General features: G+C 48.0%; 24 protein-coding genes and 1 riboswitch. Of the genes, 2 read left to right on the top strand and 22 right to left on the bottom strand.

Annotation, left to right across the window (positions count from 1 at the left end):
- Positions 1–230 precede the first annotated feature (230 nt).
- From pstB (NSS95_RS03875) to NSS95_RS03850, 6 genes are all read right to left on the bottom strand, one after another.
- Positions 231–1,016, bottom strand: a complete 786-nt coding sequence (pstB, locus tag NSS95_RS03875) for a phosphate ABC transporter ATP-binding protein PstB (RefSeq protein ID WP_340713799.1) — start codon at positions 1,014–1,016, stop codon at positions 231–233.
- Positions 1,017–1,043: 27 nt separating this feature from the next.
- Positions 1,044–1,877, bottom strand: coding sequence for a phosphate ABC transporter ATP-binding protein PstB (pstB, locus tag NSS95_RS03870; protein ID WP_407067033.1), 834 nt, complete (start codon positions 1,875–1,877; stop codon positions 1,044–1,046).
- Positions 1,849–2,214 carry a hypothetical protein gene (locus NSS95_RS03865; protein ID WP_328229696.1) on the bottom strand — a complete coding sequence of 122 codons (366 nt, stop codon included), beginning with the start codon at positions 2,212–2,214 and terminating at the stop codon, positions 1,849–1,851. Before NSS95_RS03865 ends, pstB (NSS95_RS03870) begins: the two co-directional genes overlap by 29 nt.
- Complete coding sequence (pstA, locus tag NSS95_RS03860; RefSeq protein WP_014095849.1) at positions 2,211–3,095, bottom strand: phosphate ABC transporter permease PstA; 885 nt, start codon at positions 3,093–3,095, stop codon at positions 2,211–2,213. Before pstA ends, NSS95_RS03865 begins: the two co-directional genes overlap by 4 nt.
- Positions 3,092–3,946 (bottom strand): phosphate ABC transporter permease subunit PstC, encoded by an 855-nt coding sequence (gene pstC, locus NSS95_RS03855; protein WP_225621023.1) that lies wholly within the window; start codon positions 3,944–3,946, stop codon positions 3,092–3,094. Before pstC ends, pstA begins: the two co-directional genes overlap by 4 nt.
- A 720-nt stretch (positions 3,947–4,666) precedes the next feature.
- Complete coding sequence (locus NSS95_RS03850) at positions 4,667–5,554, bottom strand: phosphate ABC transporter substrate-binding protein PstS family protein (protein ID WP_340713798.1); 888 nt, start codon at positions 5,552–5,554, stop codon at positions 4,667–4,669.
- 220 nt (positions 5,555–5,774) lie between these two features.
- Between NSS95_RS03850 and hemG the strand changes: the two genes are divergently transcribed.
- The gene (hemG, locus tag NSS95_RS03845) at positions 5,775–7,187 is read left to right on the top strand and encodes a protoporphyrinogen oxidase (protein WP_211061890.1); all 1,413 of its coding nucleotides are present in this window, start codon (positions 5,775–5,777) and stop codon (positions 7,185–7,187) included.
- A gap of 1,189 nt (positions 7,188–8,376) precedes the next feature.
- Here the strand turns inward: hemG and pnpS are convergent.
- The 6 genes from pnpS to NSS95_RS03815 all read right to left on the bottom strand — a co-directional run bounded on the left by pnpS (position 8,377) and on the right by NSS95_RS03815 (position 11,841).
- Complete coding sequence (gene pnpS / locus NSS95_RS03840) at positions 8,377–10,164, bottom strand: two-component system histidine kinase PnpS (RefSeq protein WP_017551680.1); 1,788 nt, start codon at positions 10,162–10,164, stop codon at positions 8,377–8,379.
- Between the two features lie 17 nt (positions 10,165–10,181).
- Positions 10,182–10,874 (bottom strand): response regulator transcription factor, encoded by a 693-nt coding sequence (locus NSS95_RS03835; RefSeq protein WP_013858648.1) that lies wholly within the window; start codon positions 10,872–10,874, stop codon positions 10,182–10,184.
- A 112-nt stretch (positions 10,875–10,986) separates the two neighbouring features.
- A complete protein-coding gene (locus NSS95_RS03830) occupies positions 10,987–11,136 on the bottom strand; it encodes a DUF5316 family protein (protein ID WP_326244073.1) in 150 nt (49 codons plus the stop codon).
- A gap of 34 nt (positions 11,137–11,170) precedes the next feature.
- Positions 11,171–11,320 (bottom strand): DUF5316 family protein, encoded by a 150-nt coding sequence (locus NSS95_RS03825; RefSeq protein ID WP_326244073.1) that lies wholly within the window; start codon positions 11,318–11,320, stop codon positions 11,171–11,173.
- Positions 11,321–11,354: 34 nt separating this feature from the next.
- Positions 11,355–11,504 carry a DUF5316 family protein gene (locus NSS95_RS03820; RefSeq protein ID WP_326244073.1) on the bottom strand — a complete coding sequence of 50 codons (150 nt, stop codon included), beginning with the start codon at positions 11,502–11,504 and terminating at the stop codon, positions 11,355–11,357.
- A 34-nt stretch (positions 11,505–11,538) separates the two neighbouring features.
- On the bottom strand, positions 11,539–11,841 hold the full coding sequence (locus tag NSS95_RS03815) for a DUF5316 domain-containing protein (protein ID WP_340713797.1): 303 nt from the start codon (positions 11,839–11,841) through the stop codon (positions 11,539–11,541).
- Positions 11,842–12,147: 306 nt separating this feature from the next.
- Between NSS95_RS03815 and NSS95_RS03810 the strand changes: the two genes are divergently transcribed.
- Positions 12,148–12,384 carry an indolepyruvate ferredoxin oxidoreductase subunit alpha gene (locus NSS95_RS03810; RefSeq protein ID WP_026104642.1) on the top strand — a complete coding sequence of 79 codons (237 nt, stop codon included), beginning with the start codon at positions 12,148–12,150 and terminating at the stop codon, positions 12,382–12,384.
- A 56-nt stretch (positions 12,385–12,440) separates the two neighbouring features.
- On the opposite strand, the gene NSS95_RS03805 is transcribed toward NSS95_RS03810, so the two are convergent.
- From NSS95_RS03805 to cls, 10 genes are all read right to left on the bottom strand, one after another.
- Positions 12,441–13,379, bottom strand: coding sequence for a siderophore ABC transporter substrate-binding protein (locus NSS95_RS03805; protein ID WP_285957880.1), 939 nt, complete (start codon positions 13,377–13,379; stop codon positions 12,441–12,443).
- Positions 13,380–13,393: 14 nt separating this feature from the next.
- A complete protein-coding gene (locus NSS95_RS03800; RefSeq protein ID WP_017553920.1) occupies positions 13,394–14,152 on the bottom strand; it encodes an iron ABC transporter ATP-binding protein in 759 nt (252 codons plus the stop codon).
- Positions 14,146–15,096, bottom strand: coding sequence for an iron chelate uptake ABC transporter family permease subunit (locus NSS95_RS03795; protein ID WP_340713796.1), 951 nt, complete (start codon positions 15,094–15,096; stop codon positions 14,146–14,148). The genes NSS95_RS03800 and NSS95_RS03795 overlap by 7 nt, the downstream gene beginning before the upstream one ends.
- Entirely contained in the window at positions 15,089–16,039 is a 951-nt protein-coding gene (locus NSS95_RS03790; protein WP_258921829.1) for an ABC transporter permease, read from the bottom strand. The genes NSS95_RS03795 and NSS95_RS03790 overlap by 8 nt, the downstream gene beginning before the upstream one ends.
- Before the next feature lie 259 nt (positions 16,040–16,298).
- On the bottom strand, positions 16,299–17,495 hold the full coding sequence (locus NSS95_RS03785; protein ID WP_340714047.1) for a PDZ domain-containing protein: 1,197 nt from the start codon (positions 17,493–17,495) through the stop codon (positions 16,299–16,301).
- Positions 17,496–18,195: 700 nt separating this feature from the next.
- Positions 18,196–18,444: a hypothetical protein gene (locus tag NSS95_RS03780; protein WP_074964141.1), complete on the bottom strand. Its 249-nt coding sequence runs from the start codon at positions 18,442–18,444 to the stop codon at positions 18,196–18,198.
- Positions 18,445–18,693: 249 nt separating this feature from the next.
- Positions 18,694–20,130 carry a S41 family peptidase gene (locus NSS95_RS03775; RefSeq protein WP_017551675.1) on the bottom strand — a complete coding sequence of 479 codons (1,437 nt, stop codon included), beginning with the start codon at positions 20,128–20,130 and terminating at the stop codon, positions 18,694–18,696.
- Positions 20,131–20,527: 397 nt separating this feature from the next.
- Complete coding sequence (locus tag NSS95_RS03770; RefSeq protein WP_340702388.1) at positions 20,528–21,511, bottom strand: homoserine dehydrogenase; 984 nt, start codon at positions 21,509–21,511, stop codon at positions 20,528–20,530.
- Positions 21,512–21,765: 254 nt separating this feature from the next.
- Positions 21,766–23,064 (bottom strand): O-acetylhomoserine aminocarboxypropyltransferase/cysteine synthase family protein, encoded by a 1,299-nt coding sequence (locus NSS95_RS03765; RefSeq protein WP_026684160.1) that lies wholly within the window; start codon positions 23,062–23,064, stop codon positions 21,766–21,768.
- A gap of 103 nt (positions 23,065–23,167) precedes the next feature.
- Positions 23,168–23,275: riboswitch (SAM riboswitch) on the bottom strand.
- A 99-nt stretch (positions 23,276–23,374) separates the two neighbouring features.
- A complete protein-coding gene (cls, locus tag NSS95_RS03760) occupies positions 23,375–24,820 on the bottom strand; it encodes a cardiolipin synthase (RefSeq protein WP_014095865.1) in 1,446 nt (481 codons plus the stop codon).
- Between the last annotated feature and the right edge of the window lie 102 nt (positions 24,821–24,922).

Below are 24,922 nucleotides of genomic sequence, written 5' to 3'. Positions count from 1 at the left end.
AATTTTAGTGAAAGAGTGTTTCAGGATTTTTCCGGATTTGCCGGGACCTTTTTTCCGTTTTGTTGCCATGGTTCCGCTCACCGGGCACACGAAAAGAACACGCTTCGTGAACGTGCTTTTTTTGTGCATTTCAGGCTCAAGAAAACAGAAATGCCAGCTGTACGGTTGCCCTCTCAGCTGAACTTGAATGAAAAATGTGCTTTCCTTCACCTGTCAAGCGTTGGAAAGGATTAGCCGAACCGTCCTGAAATATAGTCTTCTGTCTGCTTCGATGCAGGATTTGTAAACATTTTGGTTGTTTCAGCGAATTCCACCACCCTGCCATTCAAAAAGAAAGCGGTATGTCCGGACACGCGCATCGCCTGCTGCATATTATGGGTGACGATGATGATCGTGTATTGTGCTTTCAATTCGAGGATCAACTCCTCAATTTTTGCGGCCGATACCGGATCAAGTGCCGATGCCGGTTCGTCCATTAAAATAATGCCCGGTTCAACCGCGAGCACCCTCGCAAGCACAAGCCTTTGCTGCTGCCCGCCGGAAAGCCCCGCGGCAGATGTATGAAGGCGGTCTTTCACTTCATCCCACAGCGCAGCCTGAAGCAAACATCTTTCTACCATTTCATCAAGCACATGCCGGTTTTTAACGCCGTGGATGCGCGGTCCGTACGCGACATTATCGTAAATGGACATCGGAAACGGATTCGGGCGCTGGAAGACCATGCCGACCTTTTTTCTTAATTGGACAACATCCGTTTTCGGCGCATAAATATTTTCGTCTCCAATCGTAACATGGCCTTCCATTCGGAAACCGGGGATGTTGTCATTCATTCGGTTCAACGTCCGCAAAAACGTGGATTTTCCGCATCCGGACGGGCCGATCAGTGCTGTCACATGCTTTTTTGGAAATGCCAGATTGATATCGTAAAGGGCTTGAAAGTTTTTATAAAACACATTCACACGCTCAGCCCGGATAGCCGTTTGGTTATCTGCCCGTTTTTCCAATACTGCTGCCATTTTGCATTTCTCCTTTTCCACCGGGATTTAACCGAAAAAGCCGGATAAGTAGTCCCTTGTTTGTTGGTTTTCCGGTTTCGTAAACATTTTCGTCGTGTCCCCCGCTTCGATCAGTGCACCCATGTAAAAGAAGGCGGTTTTGTCGGAAATGCGGGCGGCCTGCTGCAAATTGTGCGTGACAATGGCAACGGTATAATCTTTTTTCAGTTCGAGCATCAGTTCCTCAATTTTACCAGTTGAGACCGGATCGAGCGCCGATGCCGGTTCATCAAGAAGCAGGACATCCGGGTTCATGGCGAGCGCCCTTGCAATACAAAGCCGCTGCTGTTGGCCGCCTGACAGGGCAAGCGCGGACGTATGCAGGCGGTCCTTCACTTCATCCCATAATGCTGCTTTTTTTAAGCTTTCTTCGACAATTTCTTCCAGCCTTGCTTTTTTCTTCACGCCATGGTGCTTCGGACCGAACGCGACATTTTCAAAAACCGATTTTGCGAACGGATTCGGGCGCTGGAACACCATGCCGATATGCTTCCGGATTTCAAAAACGTCCGCGCACGAAAGGGTGATGTCGACTCCTTTATAAAAAATTCCGCCGGACATCCTGCAGCCCGCAATTTCATCATTCATGCGGTTCAGGCTCCGCAAAAAGGTCGATTTTCCGCATCCGGACGGGCCGATTAATGCCGTCACCTGATGTTCGGGAAACGCGAGGCTAACATTTTGGATCGCTGCTTTTTCCCCGTAAAAAACACTTAAATTTTTAGTTTCGATGATAATGTGCTGTGCTTCCGGCATCTGTCCAGGGATTTCAACCGCGGGTAGCACTATTTTTTCATTCCGTGCCAGCATCGATACTGCCATGGGTCATTCCTCCTTTTATTGTGAAATGATTCAGGTGGATCTGTTTTTTGTCTTGGCTAAAAGGAAACGTGTGCAAGCCTAGCGTTTGATACGGATGGCCGTTACCAGTTTTTGGACCGGTACATGCCCAACCTCTTATGGCGAACTCAACCGATTGTCGAGCTGTTTGCTTCTCATTCTCGCAAAGTAAAAATGAGCTATGATGCCAAACAGACGTGGCGTTGTTAGTTTTTGGACACCCCCACTTATCCGGTTGTGAAGCTGTTGCTTTTAATCCTGCCATGCACCGATTTGAAAGCAGGCACGGCACGTTTCCAAATGGATACGGTGCCTTCATTGCGAAGTCATCCGGTTGTGGAGCCATTTGCCGATAAACCTTGCTGAAAAATTAAAGATGAGCACAAACAGGATCAGCACTGCGGACGCGCCGCTTGATACGGACGCGGCATCCGGCATGAGGCCTTCCCCGTTGATTTTCCAAATGTGCACGGCCAATGTTTCAGCCGGGCGGAGCGGGTTCAGCGGAGAGTTCATGCTGAATGGATTCCAGTTTGAAAAATCAAGATTCGGCGAGCTCATGCCTGCTGTATAAATTAGGGCTGCCGCTTCGCCGAAAACGCGCCCGGAGGCCAAAATAATCCCGGTGATGATCCCCGGCAACGCAGCCGGAAGCAGCACCGATTGAATCGTTTCCCATCTTGACACCCCAAGTGCAAGGCCTGCTTCCCGCTGCGCTGGCGAAATGGCACGGAGCGAATCTTCCACGACCCGGACCAGCAGCGGCAAATTGAAAAGCGCCAATGCAAACGCGCCGGACAAAATCGAAAATCCCCAGCCCATCGACAGGACAAAGAACAGAAAACCAAACAGCCCGACCACAATAGACGGAAGCGAAGACAACACTTCAATCGCCGTCCTGAGCAAATCCGTCAGCCGGTTTTTCCGTGCATACTCTGCCATATAAATACCTGCGCCAAGTGCGATTGGCATGCTGATCACCATTGTCAACACGAGTAAATAAAAGGAATTGAACAACTGTGGCCCGATTCCCCCGCCTTCTTTAAAGGTTTGGGGAGGGGACGAAATGAATGACCAGCTAACGTGCGGCAGCCCTTTTACAAGAATGTATCCGACGAGCCCCGCAAGAATGGCGACGATAAACATGGCAATGAAGTAAAGAACGGATGTTGCGATACGGTCCGCCATTTTTGCTTTCATGATGCATCCCTCCTGCGGCCGATAAAACGGACGATGATGATAAAGACGAGCGACATGAGCAGCAGCACGAGCGCCAACGTCCAAAGCGCGTTATTTTCCACGCTTCCCATCACGGTATTGCCCATGCCCATCGTTAAAATGCTCGTTAAAGTGGATGCCGGTTCGAACAATGAACGGGGCATCACCGTTGCGTTGCCAATCACCATCTGCACCGCGAGCGCTTCGCCGAATGCCCGGGCCATCCCGAAAATAACAGCTGTTAACAGGCCCGGCCGCGCCGTCCGCAGCACTACTTTGTAAGTCGTTTGCCAACGCGTCGCCCCAAGCGCAAGCGAGGCTTCCCGGAGCGAATCGGGCACAGCCCGGATTGCATCCACCGACAAACTCATCACAGTCGGCAAAATCATGACTGCAAGCACAATGGTTCCTGCCGCAATGCCAAAGCCGCTTCCTGATATATGTTCACGAAGAAAAGGAACGACGACGCTTAATCCAATAAATCCGTAAACAACCGACGGAATGCCGACAAGCAATTCGATGACCGGCTGCAACATTTTTTGCCCCCGTTTAGCGGAAATTTCCGTCATAAATACAGCCCCGCCGATTGCAAGCGGCGCACAGGCGATAGCGGCAAGAAATGTGACAGCAAAGGAACCGGTTATCATCGGCAAAGCGCCCGCAACCGGGTTTCCAGCAGCATCCTTTTTGCCCGGATTCCAGTCTTTTCCGGTGAAAAATTCTAGGACACTGGCGTGATGTTCAAAGAAAAGGGCAAGCCCTTTTGTTGCGACAAAAATAAAAATTGATGTGGCAACAACCGCCATCAAAGCAATGCAAATCAGTGTCATCATTTTCCCGCGCCGTTCTATTTTGATTTTCGAACGCGGCTTAGCTTTATTTTTGACAACCTGTTCTGTCCATTTGAGTGCATTTTCACTCACGTTGTTCAAATCCCCTTCCGGTTACGGTTTCTAAAAACGGGCATGGTTGCCGCTTTGATTTCCGGATGAATTTCTACTTTGCGAGCAACCTGCTTTGCCCGCTCGGCTGTTTGTGCTTTTACACGGTCTATCCTTTTCAGTTGCGGTTTTGAAAAAAGAGCATGGTTGCCGCTTGTTTGTCGAACTCATTTTGTTTTCGAACAACCTATTTTACCCGCTCGGCTGCTTGTGCTTTTACTTGGTCTATCCCTTTCAGTTGCGGTTTTGAAAAACGGGCATGGTTGCCACTTTGATTGCCGAACTCATTTCTGCCTTGCGAGCAACCTATTTTACCCGCTCGGCTGCTTGTGCTTTTACATGGTCTATCCTTTTCAGTTGCGGTTTTGAAAAACGGGCATGGTTGCCGCTTTGATTGCCGAACTCATTTCTGCTTTGCGAGCAACCCGCTCTGCCCGCTTGGCTGCTTGTGCTTTTACATGGTCTATCCTTTTCAGTTGCGGTTTTCAAAAAAGGACAAGACAAGCAGAAATGTGCCGCCGGACGTGCCCCAGATAACCGGAAACCGTATCGTTCTGGCGATCATTCTGCTGCTTGCATCAGTTCAGAGCTCCGCAAAGTTTTAAATCCACTTTATTTTGTTGTAACGTTTCCGCTTGCATCCCGTTCAACTTGCATTTCAGAAATAGGCATGTACCCGAGTTTCGGAACGAGGTTTTTTTGCACTTCATCCGAAAGCATGTAATCTATAAACTTTTTCGTTAAGCCTTTTGCCTTTCCTTTTGTGTACATATGTTCATAAGCCCAAATTTTCCATTTGTTTGTTTTGACGTTCTCTTCTGTCGGTTCAACGCCGTCCACTTTTAAAGCTTTGACTTTATTGTTCATATAAGAGAATGCGAGATAGCTGATAGCCCCCGGTGTTTCGTTGACAATTTTTTGCACAGTACCCGAAGAGTCCTGTTCCTGCGCCTTCACTGCAGTAGCGCCATCTAAAGCCTGTTTTTCAAAGACGGCCCGTGTGCCAGATCCTTCCGCACGATTGATCACAACGATTTTCAGGTCTTTTCCGCCGACTTCTTTCCAGTTTTTAATTTTTCCAGTGAAAATGCCGATCAGCTGCTGTTTTGTCAGGTTATCGACGCCGATATCCTGATTTGCAACCGGCGCAAATCCGACAACCGCAACTTTATGGTCCGTAATTTTGCTTGCGTCAATGCCGTCTTTTTCCTCGGCAAAAACGTCAGAATTCCCTATTTGGACAGCGCCTTCCGCAACTTTGCTCAGGCCGGTTCCGCTGCCGCCGCCCTGTACGTTAATGGTTGCTTCAGGATGATCATTCATATATTGTGTCGCGGCTTCCTGCACGAGCGGCTGGAGTGCGGTTGAACCGACGGCCGTGATGCTTTCCTGTTTTGCGCCCTTGCCGGATACTGTCGTCTCTTTTGCGTTCCCGCACCCAGCTGCAATCACTGCGAAAATCGTGAATAAGCCAAATACCGCTGCAAACTTTTTCTTCATTTTTTTGCCCCCTGTTTTTTATTGGCTTGCTCCTTGCACTTTTAAAGATAATCGTGCGGTATTAAGCAGATATGAATGGAATGTTAAGAGTTTGTAAAGATGATAGAACCAGGTGTAAGATTTTAAAGGGTGATTGTCACATTTTAGGCAAAAACATAAAAAATAGAAGAAACCGGTTTGTTTATAATAGAAGTAACAGAGGCTGAACGGAGGTATAAAATTGAAATCGGTCGTGATCATTGGCGGGGGCATTACGGGCCTTACCGCATTGTACGAGCTTCATAAACAGATCGAAAAAACAGGGGCACAGGTATCCTTGGCCCTTGTGGAAGAAAATCCGGAAGCTGGCGGAAAGCTCCGTACCGTCCGGAAAGAGGGTTTTATTATGGAAACGGGCGCGGATTCAATCGTTGCCCGCAAAAAAGGGGTAGCCGGGTTTTTGAAAGAACTTGGACTTGAAAATCGGATTCGCCACAATGCTACCGGCATCTCGTATCTTTACCGGGAAGATGGGTTAAAACCGATTCCGCGAGAGGCAGTGTTTGGCATTCCGGCAAGTTTGGATGCCCTTTTTGGCAGCGAACTTGTTTCAACGAAAGGGAAACTGGCAGCGCTGAAAGATTTGTTTACGAAAAACCATTCTTTTACAAAAGACAGTTCAGCCGGAGAATTTTTGGAGGCTTTTTTCGGCAAAGAACTGGTGGAGAAACAAATTGCGCCGGTGCTGTCCGGCGTTTACTCCGGCAATTTGTATGAACTGACATTGGCGACAACAATGCCGTTTCTTGTCGATTATAAAAATCGGTATGGCAGCATTATGAAGGGTTTGTCCGAACATAAGCAAACTTTCTTGTCTCCTGAGAAGAAAAAATTTGTATCGTTTAAAAACGGTTTGTCCGAACTGGCTAGCCGCCTCGAGGAAAAGGCAGCGGGTGCTGACATTATAAAAGGGGTAAAAGCAGTTGCGCTTGAACGGCACGAAAAAGGCTATACTGTTGTATTGTCGGACGAGCGCAGGCTTAAAGCAGATGTGGTGGTGCTTGCCGTACCGCATGCTGCAGCGAAGAAACTGCTTGCGAACCCTGCTTTGGATGAGGAATGGGATCAGTTTAAGGCCGCTTCGGTGATCACCGTTTATCTTGGTTTTGACGTTCCGGATGCAGTCTTGCCGAAAGACGGGACAGGTTTTATTGTTTCCGGCGGAAGCGGGCTCGTTTGCAATGCCTGCACATGGACAAGCCGGAAATGGCCGCACACGTCGAAAAACGGACGCCTGCTGTTGCGCTTGTTTTATAAAGACGCGGATGCCGCACTGTTTAACCGGCTGAATGCGATGGATCAGGAGGGGCTGATTGAAACGGCGCTGAAAGATGTGCGGCAGGCACTCGGGATAAGTGCACAGCCAGTGGCAGCGGAAGTGACAAAATGGCTGGGCAAGATGCCGAAGTACGATTTGCACCACCGGCAGAGGGTAGAGGCGCTAACCAAAAAGCTGTCAGCAAGCGACCCGAACGTGGTGCTCGCCGGTTGCTCTTACTACGGCGTAGGCATCGCCGATTGCATCATGAATGGAAAAGAAACGGCGGGAAAGGTAATGGAAAAACTAAGGGAGCAGGGCAGTTTAAATGTGTAAATCATGTATTGCCGAATGGACAAAACTTGCAAAGCTTTGTTCATTCGGCATTTCTGTTGAAACCCGCAGACAAGATTGGCTGCACTGATCGGGCAAAACACGGATCGGCCATTTTTATCTTGTCTATCCTGAAAAGATGCGCCGGTTGATTTTTTATTTTTCCACTGGTGCCTCAGTGAATGTGGTTTTGACGTCTAATTAGACAAAACTTACGGAGGTCAGGAGGGTTTGTCTAATTAGAACGCCTAACGGAACAAAGCTTGCGGGGAACGGGAGCTTTTTGTCTAGTTAGACCCGCTAATGGGACAAAGCTTGCGCCGGGCGCGGGCCTTTTGTCTAATTGGAACGCCTAACGGGACAGTTCTTACTGGGCGGCAGGAGCTTTTGTCCAATTAGAATTGCTAACGGGACAGTTCTTACTGGGCGGCAGGAGCTTTTGTCTAGTTAGATCCGCCAATTGGTCAAAGCTTGCGCCGGGCGCGGGCCTTTTGTCTAATTGGAACGCCTAACGGGACAGTTCTACCGGAGATGCAGTTCCTGCTCTTTTGTCTTACAATCCAATTATGAAAGACATTTCGAATTGCAGCTCGCCCCTTTTGTCCTTCATTCAACTTATGAAGGACATTTCAGCTTGTGGTTCGTCCCCTTTTGTCCTTCACCCCGCTTATGAAGGACATTTCAACTTGTGGTTCCCAACCTTTTGTCCTTCATAAGCGGGATGAAGGACGTTTCAGTTTTTGTATGTTAAGGAAGCTCAAAAAAAAGACGGCCTTTCTTCACATAGAGCCCATCTACGTGAAGAAAGCACGGAAAAACGTAGACCTTTCTTAACATAGAGCCCGTCTATGTTAAGAAAGCACGGAAAATTGACGGCCTTCCTTCACATAGAGCCCATCTACGTTAAGAAAGTACGAAAAAACGAAGGCCTTCCTTCACATAGAACCCGTCTACGTGAAGAAAGCACGGAAAAACGACGACCTTCCTTTACATAGAGCCCGTCTACGTTAAGAAAGCGAGGAAAATTGACGACCTTCCTTTACATAGAGCCCGCCTATGCTAAGGAAGTAAGCAAAAACGAGGCGCTTCCTTCACATAGAGCTCATCTACGTTAAGAAAGCAAACAAAAACGAAGCGCTTCCTTCACATAAAACGCGTTTATTATCCGCAAAAAGCAACAGATCGGACGCTTTTAAACAGCGTCCGGCCTGGTTTGCGTCCGCGGCAGGGTGACGATAAAGGTGCTCCCTTTTCCTTCCTCGCTTTCAACCCGGATTTTGCCATGGTACGATTCAACAAGATGCTTAACGATTGCAAGACCGAGCCCGGTGCCGCCGGACTGCCTTGACCGGGCTTTATCGACCCGGTAAAACCGTTCAAAGATGCGCGGCAAATCCCTTTCAGAAATGCCAATGCCTGTATCGCTTACAATCAAGTCCAGTTCATTTTCCCTTTCGATCAGGCTGATTTCAATCCTGCCTTTATCCGGCGTATAGGCAATCGCGTTCGTTACCAAATTCAACAGGATTTGGCGGAGACGGTCTTTGTCTGCTTCCATCATGACGTGCCGCTTTTGTGGCAGGACAAGTTCCAGCTGTTTCTTTTCTATTCTCTTCCGCATCGTTTGGGCGGTCTCTGTAATCACATCGACCACATTGAGCTGTTCCATTTTCAACGGAATGCGGTGCTGCTCGATCCTGGACAAATCGAGAATGTCGGAAATGAGCCGGTGCAGCCGGTCGGACTCGTCATAGATGATCTTTAAAAATTCCCTGAGTGTCGCTTCATCATACATGGCACCGTCTAGTAATGTTTCCGCAAACCCTTTGACAGAGGTGACAGGCGTTTTCAATTCATGGGAGACATTTGCGACAAACTCGCTGCGGATCTGCTCAAGTCGTCTCGTTTCTGTTACGTCGTGCAGGACCGCCACAACGCCGCGCAGCTCTCCGCTCTCCCCGACATATGGCGCAATATGGGCATCGAGAATGCGCTCTTTCGGGTAATAAAGATGGACCTCGTCCCGAAACCGTTCACCCGTTTTTAATGAACGATCGATCAGCTGGCTGAGCCCGAAACTTTTTCCCGCTTCGATATGGCGCTTTCCAATCAATTCGCCGGACGACAAACCCGTCATTTCTTCCATTGCCCGGTTCACGAGCATGATCCGCCCCGATGTCTGAATAAGCATGACCCCGCTGTCCATATTTTCCAATACGGCGGTCAGCTGCTGCTCGTTTTCATCAATCTCGTTCATTTGCTGCTTTAAGTTATGGGCAAGATTATTAATGGCTTTTGTCAGCTGCCGCAATTCCCCGCTTGCATTGACACGGACACGGCTGTCATAATCTTTTTCAATCAGGCGGTTGCTAACCTCAATGCTCGCTTCAATCGGGCGCGTAAATTTCCGTGCCAGCACATAGCTGATCCAGCCGGAAATGAGGAAGGCCACCGCCATTGCAAGCCCGAGGCTGAACCACAATCCTTTTAGCACAGCATCAATCCGGTTAAGCGCAATGGAGGTCCGGATGACTGCGATAACTTTCCCATTTTCTTTTACCGGATTTGCGACATACATCATATTGTACCCGAGCGTATGGCTTGAGCGGATGGACTCACCGCTTGCTTTATGCTGCCTTATAACCTGCCTGAATTCCGGTCGGTTTGCGTGATTTTCCATCTTTGCCGGATCATCGTCCGAATCTGCGAGCACTTTCCCGTTTGTATCAATGATGGTAATACGCGGTTCGTGGTTGGAATAATAATGCCGGACTTTTCCTTGCAGTACATCCGGCTTGTCTTTGAATGTTTGCGGACGGATCGTTTTCATCAGTAGATCTGCATCCTGGGAAAGCTGCGTGCGCGCCATGTCCATATATGTATGTTGAATCATATCAGCAACGAAAAAACCGATAGCCAGCAATACGGCGGCCAAAATCGATAAAAATGCAATAAAAATGCGGATCCATAATTTATTCATTGCATAGCCCTTTCCTGCTACATCACTTCCATTTTATAGCCAAAACCCCTGACTGTTTTAATATATTGCGGCTGTTTCGTATCTTCTTCCATTTTTTCGCGAAGGTGGCTGATGTGTACGTCGACGATTCTTGTATCACCCGCAAAATCGAAATTCCAAACAGCATTAAGCAGCTGGTCGCGACTTAACACTTTTCCTGCATGGTTTGCCAAATACAAAAGCAATTCGAATTCTTTCGGGGTCAGCTCCAGTTTTTTCTCTTTAAAATAGGCTTCGAATTGTTCCGGTAAAATGCGCAGGTCGCCCACTTTTATCGCCTCAGCGGTTTCTTCTTCTGTTTTTGTTTCTGCCCGCCGCAGGATCGCTTTCACACGTGCCACCACTTCCCGCGGGCTGAACGGTTTTGTAATATAATCATCTGCCCCGAGTTCAAGGCCGAGAATTTTATCCAGTTCATCACTTTTAGCTGTCAGCATTAAAATGGGCGTATTGATTTTCCCAAGCCGCAACTGCTTGCAAACGTCCATGCCATCCATGCCTGGCAGCATCAGATCGAGGATAATGACATCAAGTTTTTCTTTCCTTGCTGTATCATATCCCTCGTTTCCGTCACTGGCAGTCAGCACTTCAAAACCGGCCTGCTCGAGATTAAATTTTAAAAGGGTCACAATGGATGGTTCATCATCCACAACCAAAACTTTTTTAGCCATCTGTTATAGTCCCGCTCCCCGACTTGTTTTTCTTCATTGTATCGTGCCTGCTTTTCCATTGTAAAGCCGGATTTCAAGCATTCCACGCGCGGCCGGAAAATATGTAATTCTGTTAAGCGTACATTTGGATGAGAAATGCCACCAGAACGGTAATCAGATTCGGCAATCCGAACAGGAAAAATAGCATCGTCAGGCTGAATCTTGATTGGTGGTGTTCTTTTGTTTCAGAAAAATAGTTTGCCCGCGTCTCCATGCCGCCCACAAACGCCCCCGCGGCCGGAAAATATGAAAATCTTTTAAGCGTACATTTGGATGAGAAATGCCACCAGAACGGTAATCAGATTCGGCAATCCGAACAGGAAAAATAGCATCGTCAGGCTGAATCTTGATTGGTGGTGTTCTTTTGTTTCAGAAAAATAGTTTGCCCGCGTCTCCATGCCGCCCACAAACGCCCCCGCGGCCGGAAAATATGAAAATCTTTTAAGCGTACATTTGGATGAGAAATGCCACCAGAACGGTAATCAGATTCGGCAATCCGAACAGGAAAAATAGCATCGTCAGGCTGAATCTTGATTGGTGATGTTCTTTTGTTTCAGAAAAATAGTTTGCCCGCGTCTCCATGCCGCCCACAAACGCCCCCGCGGCCGGAAAATATGAAAATCTTTTAAGCATACATTTGGATGAGAAATGCCACCAGAACGGTAATCCCATTCGGCAATCCGAACAGAAAAAATAGCATCGTCAGGCTGAATCTTGATTGGTGATGTTCTTTTGTTTCAGAAAAATAGTTTGCCCGCGTCTCTATGCCGCCCACAAACGCCCCCATTGTGATGCCGGAGAAAACAATCCCAATCGCTGCCGCTATCCCGCAGAGCCAATAGGTTTTTGAAAAATCCCCGGTAAAAAGCCCTGCAATGATGCCAATCGCAGCAATGATTATTCCGATTATAAAAGCATATGCCTTCAATTTTGCCCCCTCCTTTTCTTTATAAGTTATATTCCGCCTCCATCGTAAAATGTCCTGCTCCTAAGACGCCTCTTGTTGCGTTTTTTCCCGCAATTTGCCGGTATGCAGAGAATTTTGATTGAAAGATTCGTACCATTTTGTTATATTAAAAATGATCGTTAAAAGATAAAGCATGGATTCCAGGCTTCGAATATTGCGTATTGTCACCCTGCCGGCCCGGGGATGTCCGGCTGGCAAAATGGATGGATATAAACGCAACGCTAGACGGATAATGATTAACATAATAGGAAAAAGGTGATCTGGAAAATGGCATTTGTAATTACCCAACCGTGCATCGGCGAAAAAGCGGCCGAATGCGTGGATGTATGCCCCGTGGATTGTATTGCCGAGGGGGAAGACCAGTACTTTATCGACCCGGATATTTGCATCGATTGCGGCGCTTGCCAGGCAGTTTGTCCGGTAGAAGCCATCTATCATGAAGAAGAACTGGAAGAAGAGGATATGGCCTTCCTGGAAAAAGCCCGCAAATTTTATTCAGAGTAAAAATAACCCCCGCACCATATGCGGGGGTTATTTTTAAAACCGGGCGTTGACACGGCTTAATCAATCGCATTCCGGACTTCTTTCACCATTTCGGATACGGAGACGAGCCCGCCGCCGGAAAGGTACCAGTAGCCCGGGTCAAGGTAAACGATATGTTTGTTCTTGTAAGCATTCGTTTTCTTGACGAGGTCGTTTTCGATGATGCTCTTGGCATTTCCGCCCTGCCCGATGGCTGCATCACGGTCAATGACAAACAAATAGTCCGGATTGGTTTTCATGATATATTCAAATGACACATTCTGCCCGTGAATGGATGCTTTGATGTGTTTGTCCGCAGCCGGCACACCGAATACGTCGTGAATGATGCCAAATCGTGAACCCGGCCCGAACGCGTTCACCTTTCCGCCGGTCGTCAGGACAATCAGCGCTTTGCCGTTCACTTTTTCCGCTTTTGCATGCAGGCTGTCGATCGAATCGTCAATACCGGCCAGTTGTTTTTTCACGGCATCTTCTTTATTGAAAATTTTGCCGAGTGTTTCCATGTTCTCTTTAAAGGAATCCATATACTTTGCCGTATCCAGCCCCATATAAACGGTCGGGGCAATTTTCTTAAATTCATTGTAGTTGTCTTGCTGCCTGCCGGAAATGATGATCAGGTCCGGATGGATTTCACTGATCTTGTCAAAATCCGGTTCCATGAGGCCGCCGACATTTTCATACTTGCTGCTTTTGTATTTTTTCAAATATGGCGGAAGATTGTCCTGCGGTACGCCCGTCACTTTAATGCCCAACTTATCCATTGAATCCAGCACGCCGTAGTCAAACACGACGACTTTCTTCGGATTTTCCGGAACTTTTGTGGTTCCGAGTTCATGCTTTACCGTTATTTTCTTTGTTGAGGCATTGCTGCCCCCGGCACTCTCTTTTGTCCCGCACCCGGCAGCAAATACCGCTAACAGCAAAACCATCATGACAGCCAAATAGCTCTTTCTCATCGCGAATCCCCTTTTCATCCGTAATATAAGCAAAATTTATTTTGGCAGTAATCCTGAATTTGGATATCCATATCGTAAATTTCCTTTAAAACAGACGGGCGAATGATGTCATCCGTTTTTCCCTGTTTCACGATTTTCCCGTCTTTCATCGCCACAATGTAATCCGAATAAAACGATGCAAAATTAATGTCGTGAATGACAATTAAAACGGTTTTCCCAAGCTCATCGGCAAGCTTGCGCAACACTTTCATAATCTGGACCGAATGTTTCATATCGAGATTATTTAACGGTTCATCAAGCAAAATATACTCGGTGTTCTGGGCCAGCACCATCGCGATGTAAGCGCGCTGCCGCTGCCCGCCGCTCAGTTCATCCAAGTACCGGTTCTCGTATTCTTCCAATTCCATATAACAAATCGCTTTATCAATTATTTTTTGGTCTGCATCCGTGAGCCGCCCCTCTGAATGCGGGAAACGCCCGAATGCGACAAGTTCCCTTACTGTCAGCCGGATGTTCATATGGTTGGACTGTTTAAGGATGGATATTTTTTTCGCCAGCTTTTTGCTGTTTGTATGGCTGACGGCCTCCCCGTCTATGTACACATCCCCTTCATCCGAAAATTCAAGCCGGCTGATGATCGAAAGCAGGGTGCTTTTCCCGGCACCATTCGGCCCGATAAAAGAAGTGATTTTTCCCTTTGGAATTTTGACAGACACATGGTCAATGACCTTCTTGCTCCCGTAGCTTTTTAAGACATTCATCACATTTACCATGCGCGACTCTCCTTTAAAAGTAAGTAAATAAAATAGATGCCCCCGGCAAAATTGATGATGACGCTGAGCGGAACAGAGAACTGGAAGACTCTTTCCACAAGCAGCTGCCCTCCTGCGAGGAAGACAACGCTGATCAGCATCGCACCCGGTATAAGAATGATATGCCGGTATGTATCAAAAAATTGATAAGCGACGTTGACAACGAGCAGGCCAAGGAATGTGATCGGCCCGACCAGCGCCGTCGAGACGGAGACAAGGACGACGACAATCAAAAGCAGATGCCGCACTACCCGGTTATAATCGACACCAAGGTTGACCGCCTGATCCCGCCCGAGCAGCATTACATCCATAAACTTGGCAAAACGCAAATAATACAACCCGCACAATACAACAAGCACAAAAGAAACCCGCAGCAAATGGACATTCACATTGTTGAAGCTGGCAAACATTTTATCCTGCAGCACCTGAAACTCATTCGGATCAATCAGCATTTGCATAAAAGAGGTGAAACTGCCGAACAAAGTGCCAAAAATCATCCCGATCAAAAGCAGAAAATAAATATTTTGCCTGCCCCTGCGAAGAATCAAATGGAACAAAATGGCGGAAAACAGCACCATCGCCACGAGGGAAACCACAAAATTGACATGGCTCTGCATTATCGTTAGCGTTTTGGCCCCCATTGCGAAAACGACCGCCGTCTGGATCATGAGATAAAGGGAATCCAGCCCGAGCACGTTCGGCGTTAAAATGCGGTTGTTCGTAATCGTCTGAAAAATAAGGCTCGAAAAGGCAATCGCACAGCCAGTCAGGATGATGGCGGAAATTTTCCGGATTCTTGACGGGAGAATATAGTTGAAATCCCAGTAAGATCCGATGCAAATATATGCTGCAATGAGGCCTGATGCGATTACGGCAAGCATAAGCAGTTTGGAACGGCTATGCATAAGCGTGCCTCCTCAGCAGCAAATATACAAAAATGCCGCTCCCGATGATGCCGGCTGTTAAACTGATCGGCACTTCATACGGATAAATGACAATGCGCCCCAAAATATCGCAAAACAGCAGGAACACCGCCCCAAGCAGCGCCGTAACCGTAATGCTTTTTTTCATATGGTCGCCGCGGTAAATGGACACAATGTTTGGAATAATTAAGCCCAGAAACGGGATAGTGCCGACTGTCAGTACCGTTGCCGAAGTAATCAGCGCGACAAGGACAAGGCCGAGGTTGACCACCTGCTTGTAATTCAGGCCAAGATTTTTGGCAAAATCTTCCCCCATGCCGGCGACCGTAAACCGGTTGGCAAACACATACGCGACCAAAACGGCCGGAACTGCTAAATAAAGCATCTCGTACTTCCCTTTCAGCACGCCTGAAAAATCGCCTTGCAGCCATGAGGAAAGGCTCTGGACTAAGTCGTATTTATACGCAAAAAAAGTAGATACAGAACTTACGATATTGCCAAACATCAGCCCGACAAGCGGGATGAAAATTGTATCGTTCCATTTAATCCGGCCCAGTATTTTCATGAACAGCAAGGTGCCGGCCAGGGCAAAGCAAAAGGCAACCGCAATTTTGATCAGCGGGCTTGCCGCAGAAAACAGGATGATCGCAACCAAAATGCCGAGCCGGGCACAGTCCATCGTGCCGGCTGTCGTCGGGGAGACAAATTTATTTCTCGTCAGCTGCTGCATCACAAGGCCGCAGATGCTCATGCCCACGCCCGCAATGATGATGCTGATCAGGCGCGGCAGGCGGCTTGCCAGCAAAATTTCTGTCTGCTCCCTGCTTAAATGGAGCATATCCGCCGGCCTGATATTTTCCGCGCCGATAAAAATCGAAATGATGGACAGCACGGCAAGCAGGGGCACTAAATATCTTTTTTTCATCGCATTCGGACTCCCCCCGTTTCTTTTGTGAGCTCGTTGTAATTGATTTTCATTATCAATGATAATTATATTGATAGTGAGAATCATTGTCAATTATATTTCCAATATTTTTATTGTGCTTTCCGTAGTATCCGGAATGGTTGGCATCATGGCCATTGAAAATGCACCCGGCCTCTTGAAAAAGTTTCCGTACGCCATTTTTTCATAAAAAAAGCGGCGGGGCCTCCTTTTGGAAGTTTCCGTCGCTTTTATTTTCCGGTCAACCGGCCTGGTCCGGATCCCAGCTGATGTTATTTTCTACGGTCAGGATGCCGAGTTCGTGATGTTCGCCTTCATAAAGCGCGCCCTGGGCAAAGTGCATTTCCCCGTTTGTACCCATGACTTCCAGTTTGCAATAAGCCGGGCTTTTTTGCAAGGCGCGGTAGAATTCATCCGTATTGCGAACGGGCTCCCCGTTGCATTTGGAAATCACTTCACCGATTGAAAGCCCCATCTTCTCCGCTTTTGAACCGGGAATGATTCCCAAAATGATCATGCCATTGTTCTGCTGTGTAAAATAATACGGCGCATTGTTTTCACGCATCCGGTGGCGGATGGAAATCCATGCTCTCGCTACAATGGCAAAAACGGCGGCTGCTGCAGAAAAATAGGGAAATCGGAACCCTGCTGCTCCGATTGCGGCCGTCACGATCCCGGCCCAAATGACCCCCGTTCCGATCCGTTTCAATGCAGATTGCGGCAAAGTGCTTTGGATCTGGTGCTGGAACCCGATTAAAAACGGCACAAGCATAAGCGAAAACGTGTGCCCGCCCCAGTCAACGGCAGGCCACCACGAAGCGGAGGCAGAAAGCGGGCCTGAGGGCAGAAAACAAACGGCCGGCACAAGCCAGAGTTTTTTTGCGGTAAATGCGCCGACAATCAAACCGCGCCGGCTTTTCCGTAGTTTCGGGGAAACATGCTTCGTGCCGCTTGTCCTCAGCAGCACGCCCTCCGCCAACAGAAGAAGGCCTGCCAACACGGAAAGCCCGGCAACCATCGCATCGGTTGTGCCGCCCATCCAATCCGGCAGCTGAACCGGCAGCCATGTGAAAGCAAAAAACAGGAGCACCGGAATGCCCACCGTAAATGCCGGGGAGAGAAACCGGAACTGCCCCGCAAGCGAAAATACAATCGTCGCAGCCGCCACCGCAGCAAGAACAGGCCATGACACTTCAACCCCCGCCGCCACTGAGAGAGCGGAAAGGATCAACCCGCATATGAGCCCGGCAGGAAATAAAGACCGCAGTTCAAGCGATCCTTTATAAATCCTGATATGAAAATCGTTTCTTTCCCGCTTCACTCTTGCCGCACCAGAAACGAGCGCGAGCAACAGCGCATAATAGAATATCGGATGGAGAAAAAATCTTCCGATGCCTTTTAACACTTCAATGAGCCAAATCTGTTCCAACCGAAACACCATCCCCCGCACGTACCTATTTGTAGTATTATTTTAGCAGATTTTGGCGAAAAGCGCTTCGAAATTCCGGATTTTGTATGTGTCAAGTTTTTCAGCGATAGGGATATGTACCAAGTTTTTCGCGACAGGGGTTTAAAATCGGGTATTCTAAGACGCTCTTTTTGTACACTTTTGGCTACCGCGCTATGCTTGCTTTCCTGGCTCAGGAGGAAGCTGCCCCGAAGTGACGTAATATTTCTGTATAAAGATGGATAACAGGGGTGTTAATGCGCGCGAAATCCACTCGCTTTTCGTGGGCGGCCGGCGAGCCTCCTCGCTCGTGCCTCGCTGCGGGGATGGACTTCAAAGAGTTCCGGAGGACAGTTCAAAGGGGCATAACTAGACGCGCCCTATGTGAAGGAAGAGTCTCGTTTTTGCTTGCTTTCTTAACGTAGACGGACTCTATGTGAAGAAAGGCCTTCTTTTTCCCGCGCTTCCTTAACATAGGGCTTGCTAAATAAGTAAAATTCCTAGATTTGGCAAGGATGCTGACAGCTTTGGCAAAAATTTAAATACAAGGGGATTATAAAAATCCAAAGAAAAGCTTGCACTTGAAAACTGATTCAATGTATAGAAAAGACAGAATCGCATTTTCGAAGTTCTTCTAGAGCTTACTGACAAAGTGGGGACAAACGCAGAAGCGGATTCGTTCAGCAAGCCCTTATGCCATCCAACTGTCAAATAAGTATCCTACACAAATTAAGAGAATTGCAAAAAGGAAGTGGACCTTTTTTTCGTTTATTCCTGTTCTTTCTAAAATAAGAATTATGACTGCTACCAATCCAATATATACTGCACTTGCTACAAAGTTACTTACATTCGCCAAAAAGAGCGTGGGATACTTTTGACAAAAACCAGCTGTAACACCAAAAACAAGTAACAATAAAGGAATTCTTAATTTCCAATACATCATTAACCCCTTTTTCAAAGGCATAGTTATCTTTTCTTTATTATATTACCGTCATAAGACAATGACCATAAGGATTTTTTCCAGACTCATAGATTTTCTGTCCAAACCGGCATCCACGTTTATTTTTCCGTTTTTTTACAATTGCGCTGGGAGTCGCAAAAAGTGGCAGTAAGACAGAGACATGAGAGTTAAGGGCAAAAAAAGCAAGTTGCTGCACGTTGGCTTGCAACCCGGTCCGCTAAAACGGTGTTACTTGCTGACAACCTTTAATGCGACTTGCAGCTGCAAATCGTTTTTTTCCGCGTGCGCCATTTTGTACAGCGATTTTTCCATTTCATCGGCCGTTTTTTGATTGATGCTGCCGGTTACCGGAAGGCCTTTGTCAAACTGGAACGCCTTGACGGCATTTTCCGTCTGGATATCGAAATAACCGTCTTCCCTTCCCGGTGAAAAACCAAGACTCTTTAGCATTTGCTGGGCGGTTTTGATTTGGGTGTTGTTCATATCCTTTTTCAAAATGTGTGCAATTTGCAAAGCCTGGGCATCAAAATAGTCCGGCTGTTTCACTTCAATCGTCGGGGCAATGCCTTTATGATGGATCCAATGGCCATCGGGCGTAAGCCATTTAAACATGGTGAGTTTGATGATGCTCTCATCTTCCATCGGCACCGCTTCCTGCACCGTCCCTTTGCCGAATGTCCGGACGCCAATTAACGGATAATTTTCCGTTTCATGAAGTGCTGCCGCCATTATTTCAGAAGCGCTCGCGCTGCCTTTATCGACGAGAACCGCAACCGGGTAAGCCTTCTTTTTCTTCAGTTTGGACACATACTGGACACGGTGCCCGCTCCGTTCCTCAATTTGCAAATACGGCTTGTTTCTTGTAACAAACTGCTTGAGAATCGCTTCAACACTGGAAAGAAGGCCGCCCGGATTTCCCCGTACATCAATAACAAGCCCTTCCATGCCGCGGTTTTCAAGTTTTTCGAGCTGCTGTGCAAAATCTGTTGCCGTATCTTTTGAAAACTGGGTAATGCCGATATAACCGATTTTTTTCCCGTTTGCCTTTTTCATTTTCGAGTAGACCGTGTCAAGCGGGATTTCATCACGTTTGACCGTCACTGTCATCTGTTTGCCGGATCCGGCCCTTGAAATACCCAGCTTCACATTGGAGCCTTTTTTTCCTCTGATTCGTGTTGTCACTTCGTATAAGTCCATGCCTGCCGTACTTTTTCCGTTAATTGTTGTAATCACGTCTTCCGGGCGCAGTCCCGCTTTTTCCGCCGGGGAGTTTCTATAAGGAGAAACAATCAGTATTTTTCCGTTTTTTTTGGTAATTTCGGCGCCGATGCCTTGAAAAGAGGAATCCAGCGTGTCATTGAATTGCGCGGCTGTCTCTTTGTCCATGTAGACGGAATACGGATCGTCCAATGTACTGACCATGCCTTTGATTGCGCCTTCCACGAGTGTTTTTTCGTCAACTTTCCGGACATAGGAACTTTTAATTAATTGGTATGCCTGGGCAATTTTTGTGAGATCCGGCATATTGCTTGTCCCACCGGTTGTTTCCTGGCGGGTGGGGGCTGCCTTGTCCTTTTGTGAAAACCATTGGCCTGCCGTATAGCCGCCGCCTGCACCGGCAAGCAGCGATCCCGAAATCGCAAGCGCCAGCCATTTTCGTTTCATGGTGATGCCCTCCTTGTACAAGAAGCGCCGCCAAAAGCGGGGTTCTTCATCTCGATAATTCAATATATGTACAAGCCGGGGGGCATATGCCGGGAAGCGGAAAAAGACGGCGAAAGTCCCGCCGAGGATGCAAACAGGCTGCCGTGAAGCTAAAAAATGCGTAATGCAAAACGGGCTCTGGTTTCTTTAGGGGATACGCGATCCGGCCATGACCATGCTGTTCACAAAACAGCACGAACGGGACGGAGCCACCATCACAACATGTAAAAAAGAAGCCTCTTCCGCTAAGCCGGCAAAGCAAAAACGGAAGAAGCCGAAAAGAGGTTGAGGGGTTCTCCCCTCGCTGAAATGCTATCTTAGAATCACAAAGGAACTTAAATCCGCCCGGATAACCGGTTCACGAAACGGCATCCAATTGCGGAACAGGCCGGTAACCTGCTGCAAAGTCTTCAATCATGGCGCTGGCTGTCGGAAATTTTCCGGCACCCGGTCCGGTAAGGGTAATTTTTCCAACCAGGCTGCCGTAAATTGTGACGGCGTTGTTGACGCCTTCCACCGCATAAAGGGCATGTTCGGAAGGAATAAGGACAGGCTTAACGGATGCTTTCAGCGTGCCGCCGTCACGGTATATGTCCGCAATATGCTTATAACGGAACCCCTTCCGATCCGCTTTTTCAATATCCGCAAGCGAGAGCCCGCCTATACCTTCAACTTCTACTTTCTCCCAGTCCGGCTGGGTTCCGAATACGAGCCGGCTTAAGATCATCAGCTTGCAAAAAGCGTCCTGCCCTTCCACATCATTGCCCGGGTCAGCTTCTGCATAGCCGTGCTGCCTGGCGATTTCCAACGCTTCTTCAAACGGAAGATGTTTTTCGCGCATTTCCGATAAAATAAAATTGGATGTGCCGTTTAAAATCGCCTGCACACGCTGGATGTCATTGACCTGAAGCTGCTGGGAAATCGTCCGAATCACAGGGATGCCGCCTGCGGTTGTCGCTTCATAACCGACAAACACGCCTTTTTCTTTCGCTTTTTCAAGCAGCACATTCCCATATCTTGCAAACATGACTTTATTGGCAGTAATGACGTGGCAGCCTTTTTCAATCGCTTGTAAACAGTAAGAAAAGCCTGGTTCTTCCCCGACAATCGCTTCAAACACGACTTCAAGGCCGGGAATGGCAAGAATTTCCCGGAAGTCCGTCGTAACGAGTACAGAACTGTCAATGTTCCGCTTTTTTCGGGGGTTTTTGATCAGAACCGCTGCAATCTCTACCTCGGCATGCAGCTTTTCTTTCAGCTGCTCCCGGTGGGTCCGGACCGCTTCGTACACGCCCTGGCCGACCGTCCCAAAGCCGAGCAGCGCTGCTTTAATCACTCTCATTATCCAAACTCCTCCCTACATCTAGCGCTCTTTCGCCTCTGAAGCGTTTTGTTCATTTAAAACGGTCAAGCGGTCCGACAGTATTCGGTGCAGCCGGTATCCAGAAGCTCCCGATCTGGATCAGGTATGCAGACCGTCCGGGCCGCAACATTGTTCAATGGGATCAGCCCAGAACATCGTATAAGTTTTCCGGATCGCCTGTTGGCATTCGCATGGCGGCCTTCGCACGAATCTGCCGGACCCGCTCCCCGCTTTTACCGGGCTGTAACGGCTGTTGCTTTTGTAATGGCCTGATCGAGGTCGGCTGTCAAATCTTCGACGGCTTCAAGCCCGACGGACAGGCGGATCAAATCGCCTGTGACCCCTGATTTTTCCAGTTCTTCATCGCTCAGCTGCGAATGCGTAGTCGTTGCCGGGTGGATGATCAGCGATTTCGCGTCGCCGACATTCGCTACATGCGACCACAGCTTAATATTGTCGATCACGCGTCTTCCTGTTTCCCGGCCGCCTTTCACACCAAAGTTGACAATGGAGCCGTAACCGCCGTTCAAATATTTTTGCGCCAGCTCATGGGACGGATGGTCTTCAAGGCCCGGGTAATTGACCCAAGCAACATCTGGATGGTTTTTCAGAAATTCCGCGACTTTCAATGCATTTTCGTTATGCCTTTCCACACGCAGATGCAGCGTTTCAAGCCCTTGCAGGAATAAAAAGGCGTTGTCCGGGCTTAAAGCAGGCCCGAAGTCGCGCAAAAGCTGAACGCGAAGTTTTGTGGCGAACGCAGCCTGTGCCGTGTCGACGCCGTAGCGCAAGCCGTGATAGCTCGGATCCGGTTCGCTAAAGTCCGGGAATTTGTCTGTGTTCCAGTCAAAACACCCGCCGTCAACGGCAACACCGCCGATCGCCGTTCCGTGCCCGCCGATCCATTTTGTCGCCGAATGGACAACCACGTCCGCGCCCCATTTGATCGGATTCGCACCATACGGAGAAGCAAACGTGTTGTCGACAATCAAAGGAATACCGTTTTCATGGGCCACTTCCGCCACTTTTTCCACGTCGAGCACCTGCAGGCTTGGGTTGCCGATAATTTCCGCGTACAATGCTTTTGTTTTCGGGGTGATCGCCTGGCGGAACGCTTCAGGGTCGGACCCGTCCACAAACTTGACGTTAATGCCGTATTTCGGCAATGTCACAGCAAACAAATTATAGGTGCCGCCGTAAAGATTGCTGGCGGATACGATGTCATCACCCGCACGCACGATGTTCAAAATGGAAAAGGCAATGGCCGATGCGCCGGATGATAAACCGACAGCCGCTGTTCCGCCTTCCAGTGCAGCAACACGTTTTTCAAAAACATCCACAGTCGGATTGCCGAGACGGGAATAAATGAAACCTTCTTTTGATAAATTGAAGACGCCCTCCGCATGTTCTGTATCCGGAAAAACGTAAGAAGTCGTCCGGTATACCGGTACGGCGCGCGATCCTGTCGCCGGGTCCGGTTCCTGGCCGCCGTGCAACAATAAAGTTTCCGGTTGGAATGATGGTTGTGTCATTTTAAAGCCTCCTGATTTTTTAAAATTTTTTCGTGAAAGATGGAAGAGGAAATGAAAAAACCCTCTTCGTAAGGGAAGAGGGTTACAATGTATGTAAGTTCCTCCCTTATCTTTCAGACGCATGTCTGTAGGAATTAGCACCTTTTCAGGCAAATGCCTGAAGGTTGCCGGGCTTCGCAGGGCCTAGTCCCTCCGCCGCTCTCGATAAGAGTTTCTTTTCATAATTCAATTTTGAATGACTTATTGTTTAAGATTATAGAAGAACAATGGCAAACCGTCAACCTTTTTTTGAAAAAATTTTCTTTTTCTTCTACAATATTGGCGACAATAGCCGGGAAATGGACTCTTTAAACCGCACATAAAGCGGCCGGTTCTGGTAATCATGGAGCGTTAATTCGGTTGATTCGGCCATATCGTCCCGGAAAACGCCGGCAAGTGTGCCGGAAAGCTCACGGTCGTACAGCACGGCGTTCACTTCAAAATTGAGACGGAAACTGCGCACATCGATATTGGCCGTCCCAACGGAAGCAATTTTCCCGTCTACGACAATCATTTTCGCATGGATGAACCCTTTTTGATAAATGTACACTTTGACGCCCGTTTTTAACAGCTGGCCGATGTTGGAAAGCGTCGCCCAATAGACAAACATATGATCCGGTTTATTTGGAATCATAATCCGAACATCCACTCCGGATAAGGCGGCAAGCGTCAGCGCATTCAGGAGGCTGTCATCCGGAATAAAATACGGTGTTTGCAAATAAATATATTTTTTGGCGGAATTGATCATTTTAATATAGCTGTTTTTAATCTGCTCCCATTCAGAATCGGGGCCGCTTGAGACGATTTGGATATCGGTTTCACCCTGCGATGGGATGACCGGGAAATAACGTTCTTCATCTCTTACATCATGCGGTGACGCCTGATTCCAGTCCAAAATAAAGCGGGTCTGCATGGCATAAACAGCACTCCCTACAATCCGTAGATGCGTATCCCGCCAGTAACCGAATTTCTTATTCAGGCCAAGATACTCATCCCCGACATTAAAACCGCCGATATATCCGATCTGCCCATCAATAATCGCCAATTTCCGGTGATTCCTGAAATTGACGCGCAAATTGACGAGCGGGATCCGGGCAGGAAAAAAGGACGCCACTTCCCCACCAGCAACAACAAGCGGCCGGAAAAATTTGCGGCGGAACAGCATCCGCGACCCCATATCATCATAAAGCAGCCGCACCTTTACGCCTTCTCTTGCTTTTTGCGACAGCAGTTCAATCAATTCATGGCCGAGGCGGTCATTCCGGAAAATATAATATACAAGATGAATACTGTCTTTTGCATTCCGGATGTCTTCAAATAAAGCCTCGAATTTTTTCCTGCCGTCTGTAAATATATCGACGTGATTGTCCTGGGAAAGGATTGCCCCGTCATTCATCAGCAGCATATAAACGAGATCCTTGTACTGGATTGTCCGCTCATCATGAAACGGAAACCGGTTTTCGCGCAGCAGTTCAATTTGCTGCTGGGAAATTTCTTTAATGCCGATCTTCTCCTGTACCTTCCAGTCAAAAATTTTCCGGCGGCTTAAATTTTGCCCGAATACCAAATACAGGATAAAGCCGGCAATCGGCAGGAATAATAGCACCAAAAGCCATGCCCAAGTTGCGCCGACATCTCGCCGTTCCAGGAAAATAACGGTTCCCGCCAGAATAAAATTCAAAAGAAACAAGATAACCAGTAGTACCGTTATAATCATTGCGTTCTCCTTTTCGTACACCCTTTGTTCCTGCTTGAGGTTTGTTCCCGGCCGGTATCCGGGAACACGGTGAAGTGTTTTGGAATTGATATAGGATATGTT

The sequence above is a fragment of the Weizmannia sp. FSL K6-3076 genome (genome assembly GCF_038007245.1).
GTDB lineage: Bacteria > Bacillota > Bacilli > Bacillales > Bacillaceae_C > Weizmannia > Weizmannia faecalis.
The sequence above is the reverse complement of the archived record's forward strand: the minus strand, read 5'-3'. Positions and strand labels throughout refer to the sequence as shown.

Coding starts and splice junctions, on each gene's coding strand:
- pstB (WP_340713799.1), bottom strand. CDS start 1,016: ATGGCAGCAGTATTGGAAAAACGGGCAGATAACCAAACGGCTATCCGG.
- pstB (WP_407067033.1), bottom strand. CDS start 1,877: ATGGCAGTATCGATGCTGGCACGGAATGAAAAAATAGTGCTACCCGCG.
- NSS95_RS03865 (WP_328229696.1), bottom strand. CDS start 2,214: ATGAAGGCACCGTATCCATTTGGAAACGTGCCGTGCCTGCTTTCAAAT.
- pstA (WP_014095849.1), bottom strand. CDS start 3,095: ATGAAAGCAAAAATGGCGGACCGTATCGCAACATCCGTTCTTTACTTC.
- pstC (WP_225621023.1), bottom strand. CDS start 3,946: ATGATGACACTGATTTGCATTGCTTTGATGGCGGTTGTTGCCACATCA.
- NSS95_RS03850 (WP_340713798.1), bottom strand. CDS start 5,554: ATGAAGAAAAAGTTTGCAGCGGTATTTGGCTTATTCACGATTTTCGCA.
- pnpS (WP_017551680.1), bottom strand. CDS start 10,164: ATGAATAAATTATGGATCCGCATTTTTATTGCATTTTTATCGATTTTG.
- NSS95_RS03835 (WP_013858648.1), bottom strand. CDS start 10,874: ATGGCTAAAAAAGTTTTGGTTGTGGATGATGAACCATCCATTGTGACC.
- NSS95_RS03810 (WP_026104642.1), top strand. CDS start 12,148: ATGGCATTTGTAATTACCCAACCGTGCATCGGCGAAAAAGCGGCCGAA.
- NSS95_RS03805 (WP_285957880.1), bottom strand. CDS start 13,379: ATGAGAAAGAGCTATTTGGCTGTCATGATGGTTTTGCTGTTAGCGGTA.
- NSS95_RS03800 (WP_017553920.1), bottom strand. CDS start 14,152: ATGGTAAATGTGATGAATGTCTTAAAAAGCTACGGGAGCAAGAAGGTC.
- NSS95_RS03795 (WP_340713796.1), bottom strand. CDS start 15,096: ATGCATAGCCGTTCCAAACTGCTTATGCTTGCCGTAATCGCATCAGGC.
- NSS95_RS03790 (WP_258921829.1), bottom strand. CDS start 16,039: ATGAAAAAAAGATATTTAGTGCCCCTGCTTGCCGTGCTGTCCATCATT.
- NSS95_RS03780 (WP_074964141.1), bottom strand. CDS start 18,444: ATGTATTGGAAATTAAGAATTCCTTTATTGTTACTTGTTTTTGGTGTT.
- NSS95_RS03775 (WP_017551675.1), bottom strand. CDS start 20,130: ATGAAACGAAAATGGCTGGCGCTTGCGATTTCGGGATCGCTGCTTGCC.
- NSS95_RS03770 (WP_340702388.1), bottom strand. CDS start 21,511: ATGAGAGTGATTAAAGCAGCGCTGCTCGGCTTTGGGACGGTCGGCCAG.
- NSS95_RS03765 (WP_026684160.1), bottom strand. CDS start 23,064: ATGACACAACCATCATTCCAACCGGAAACTTTATTGTTGCACGGCGGC.
- cls (WP_014095865.1), bottom strand. CDS start 24,820: ATGATTATAACGGTACTACTGGTTATCTTGTTTCTTTTGAATTTTATT.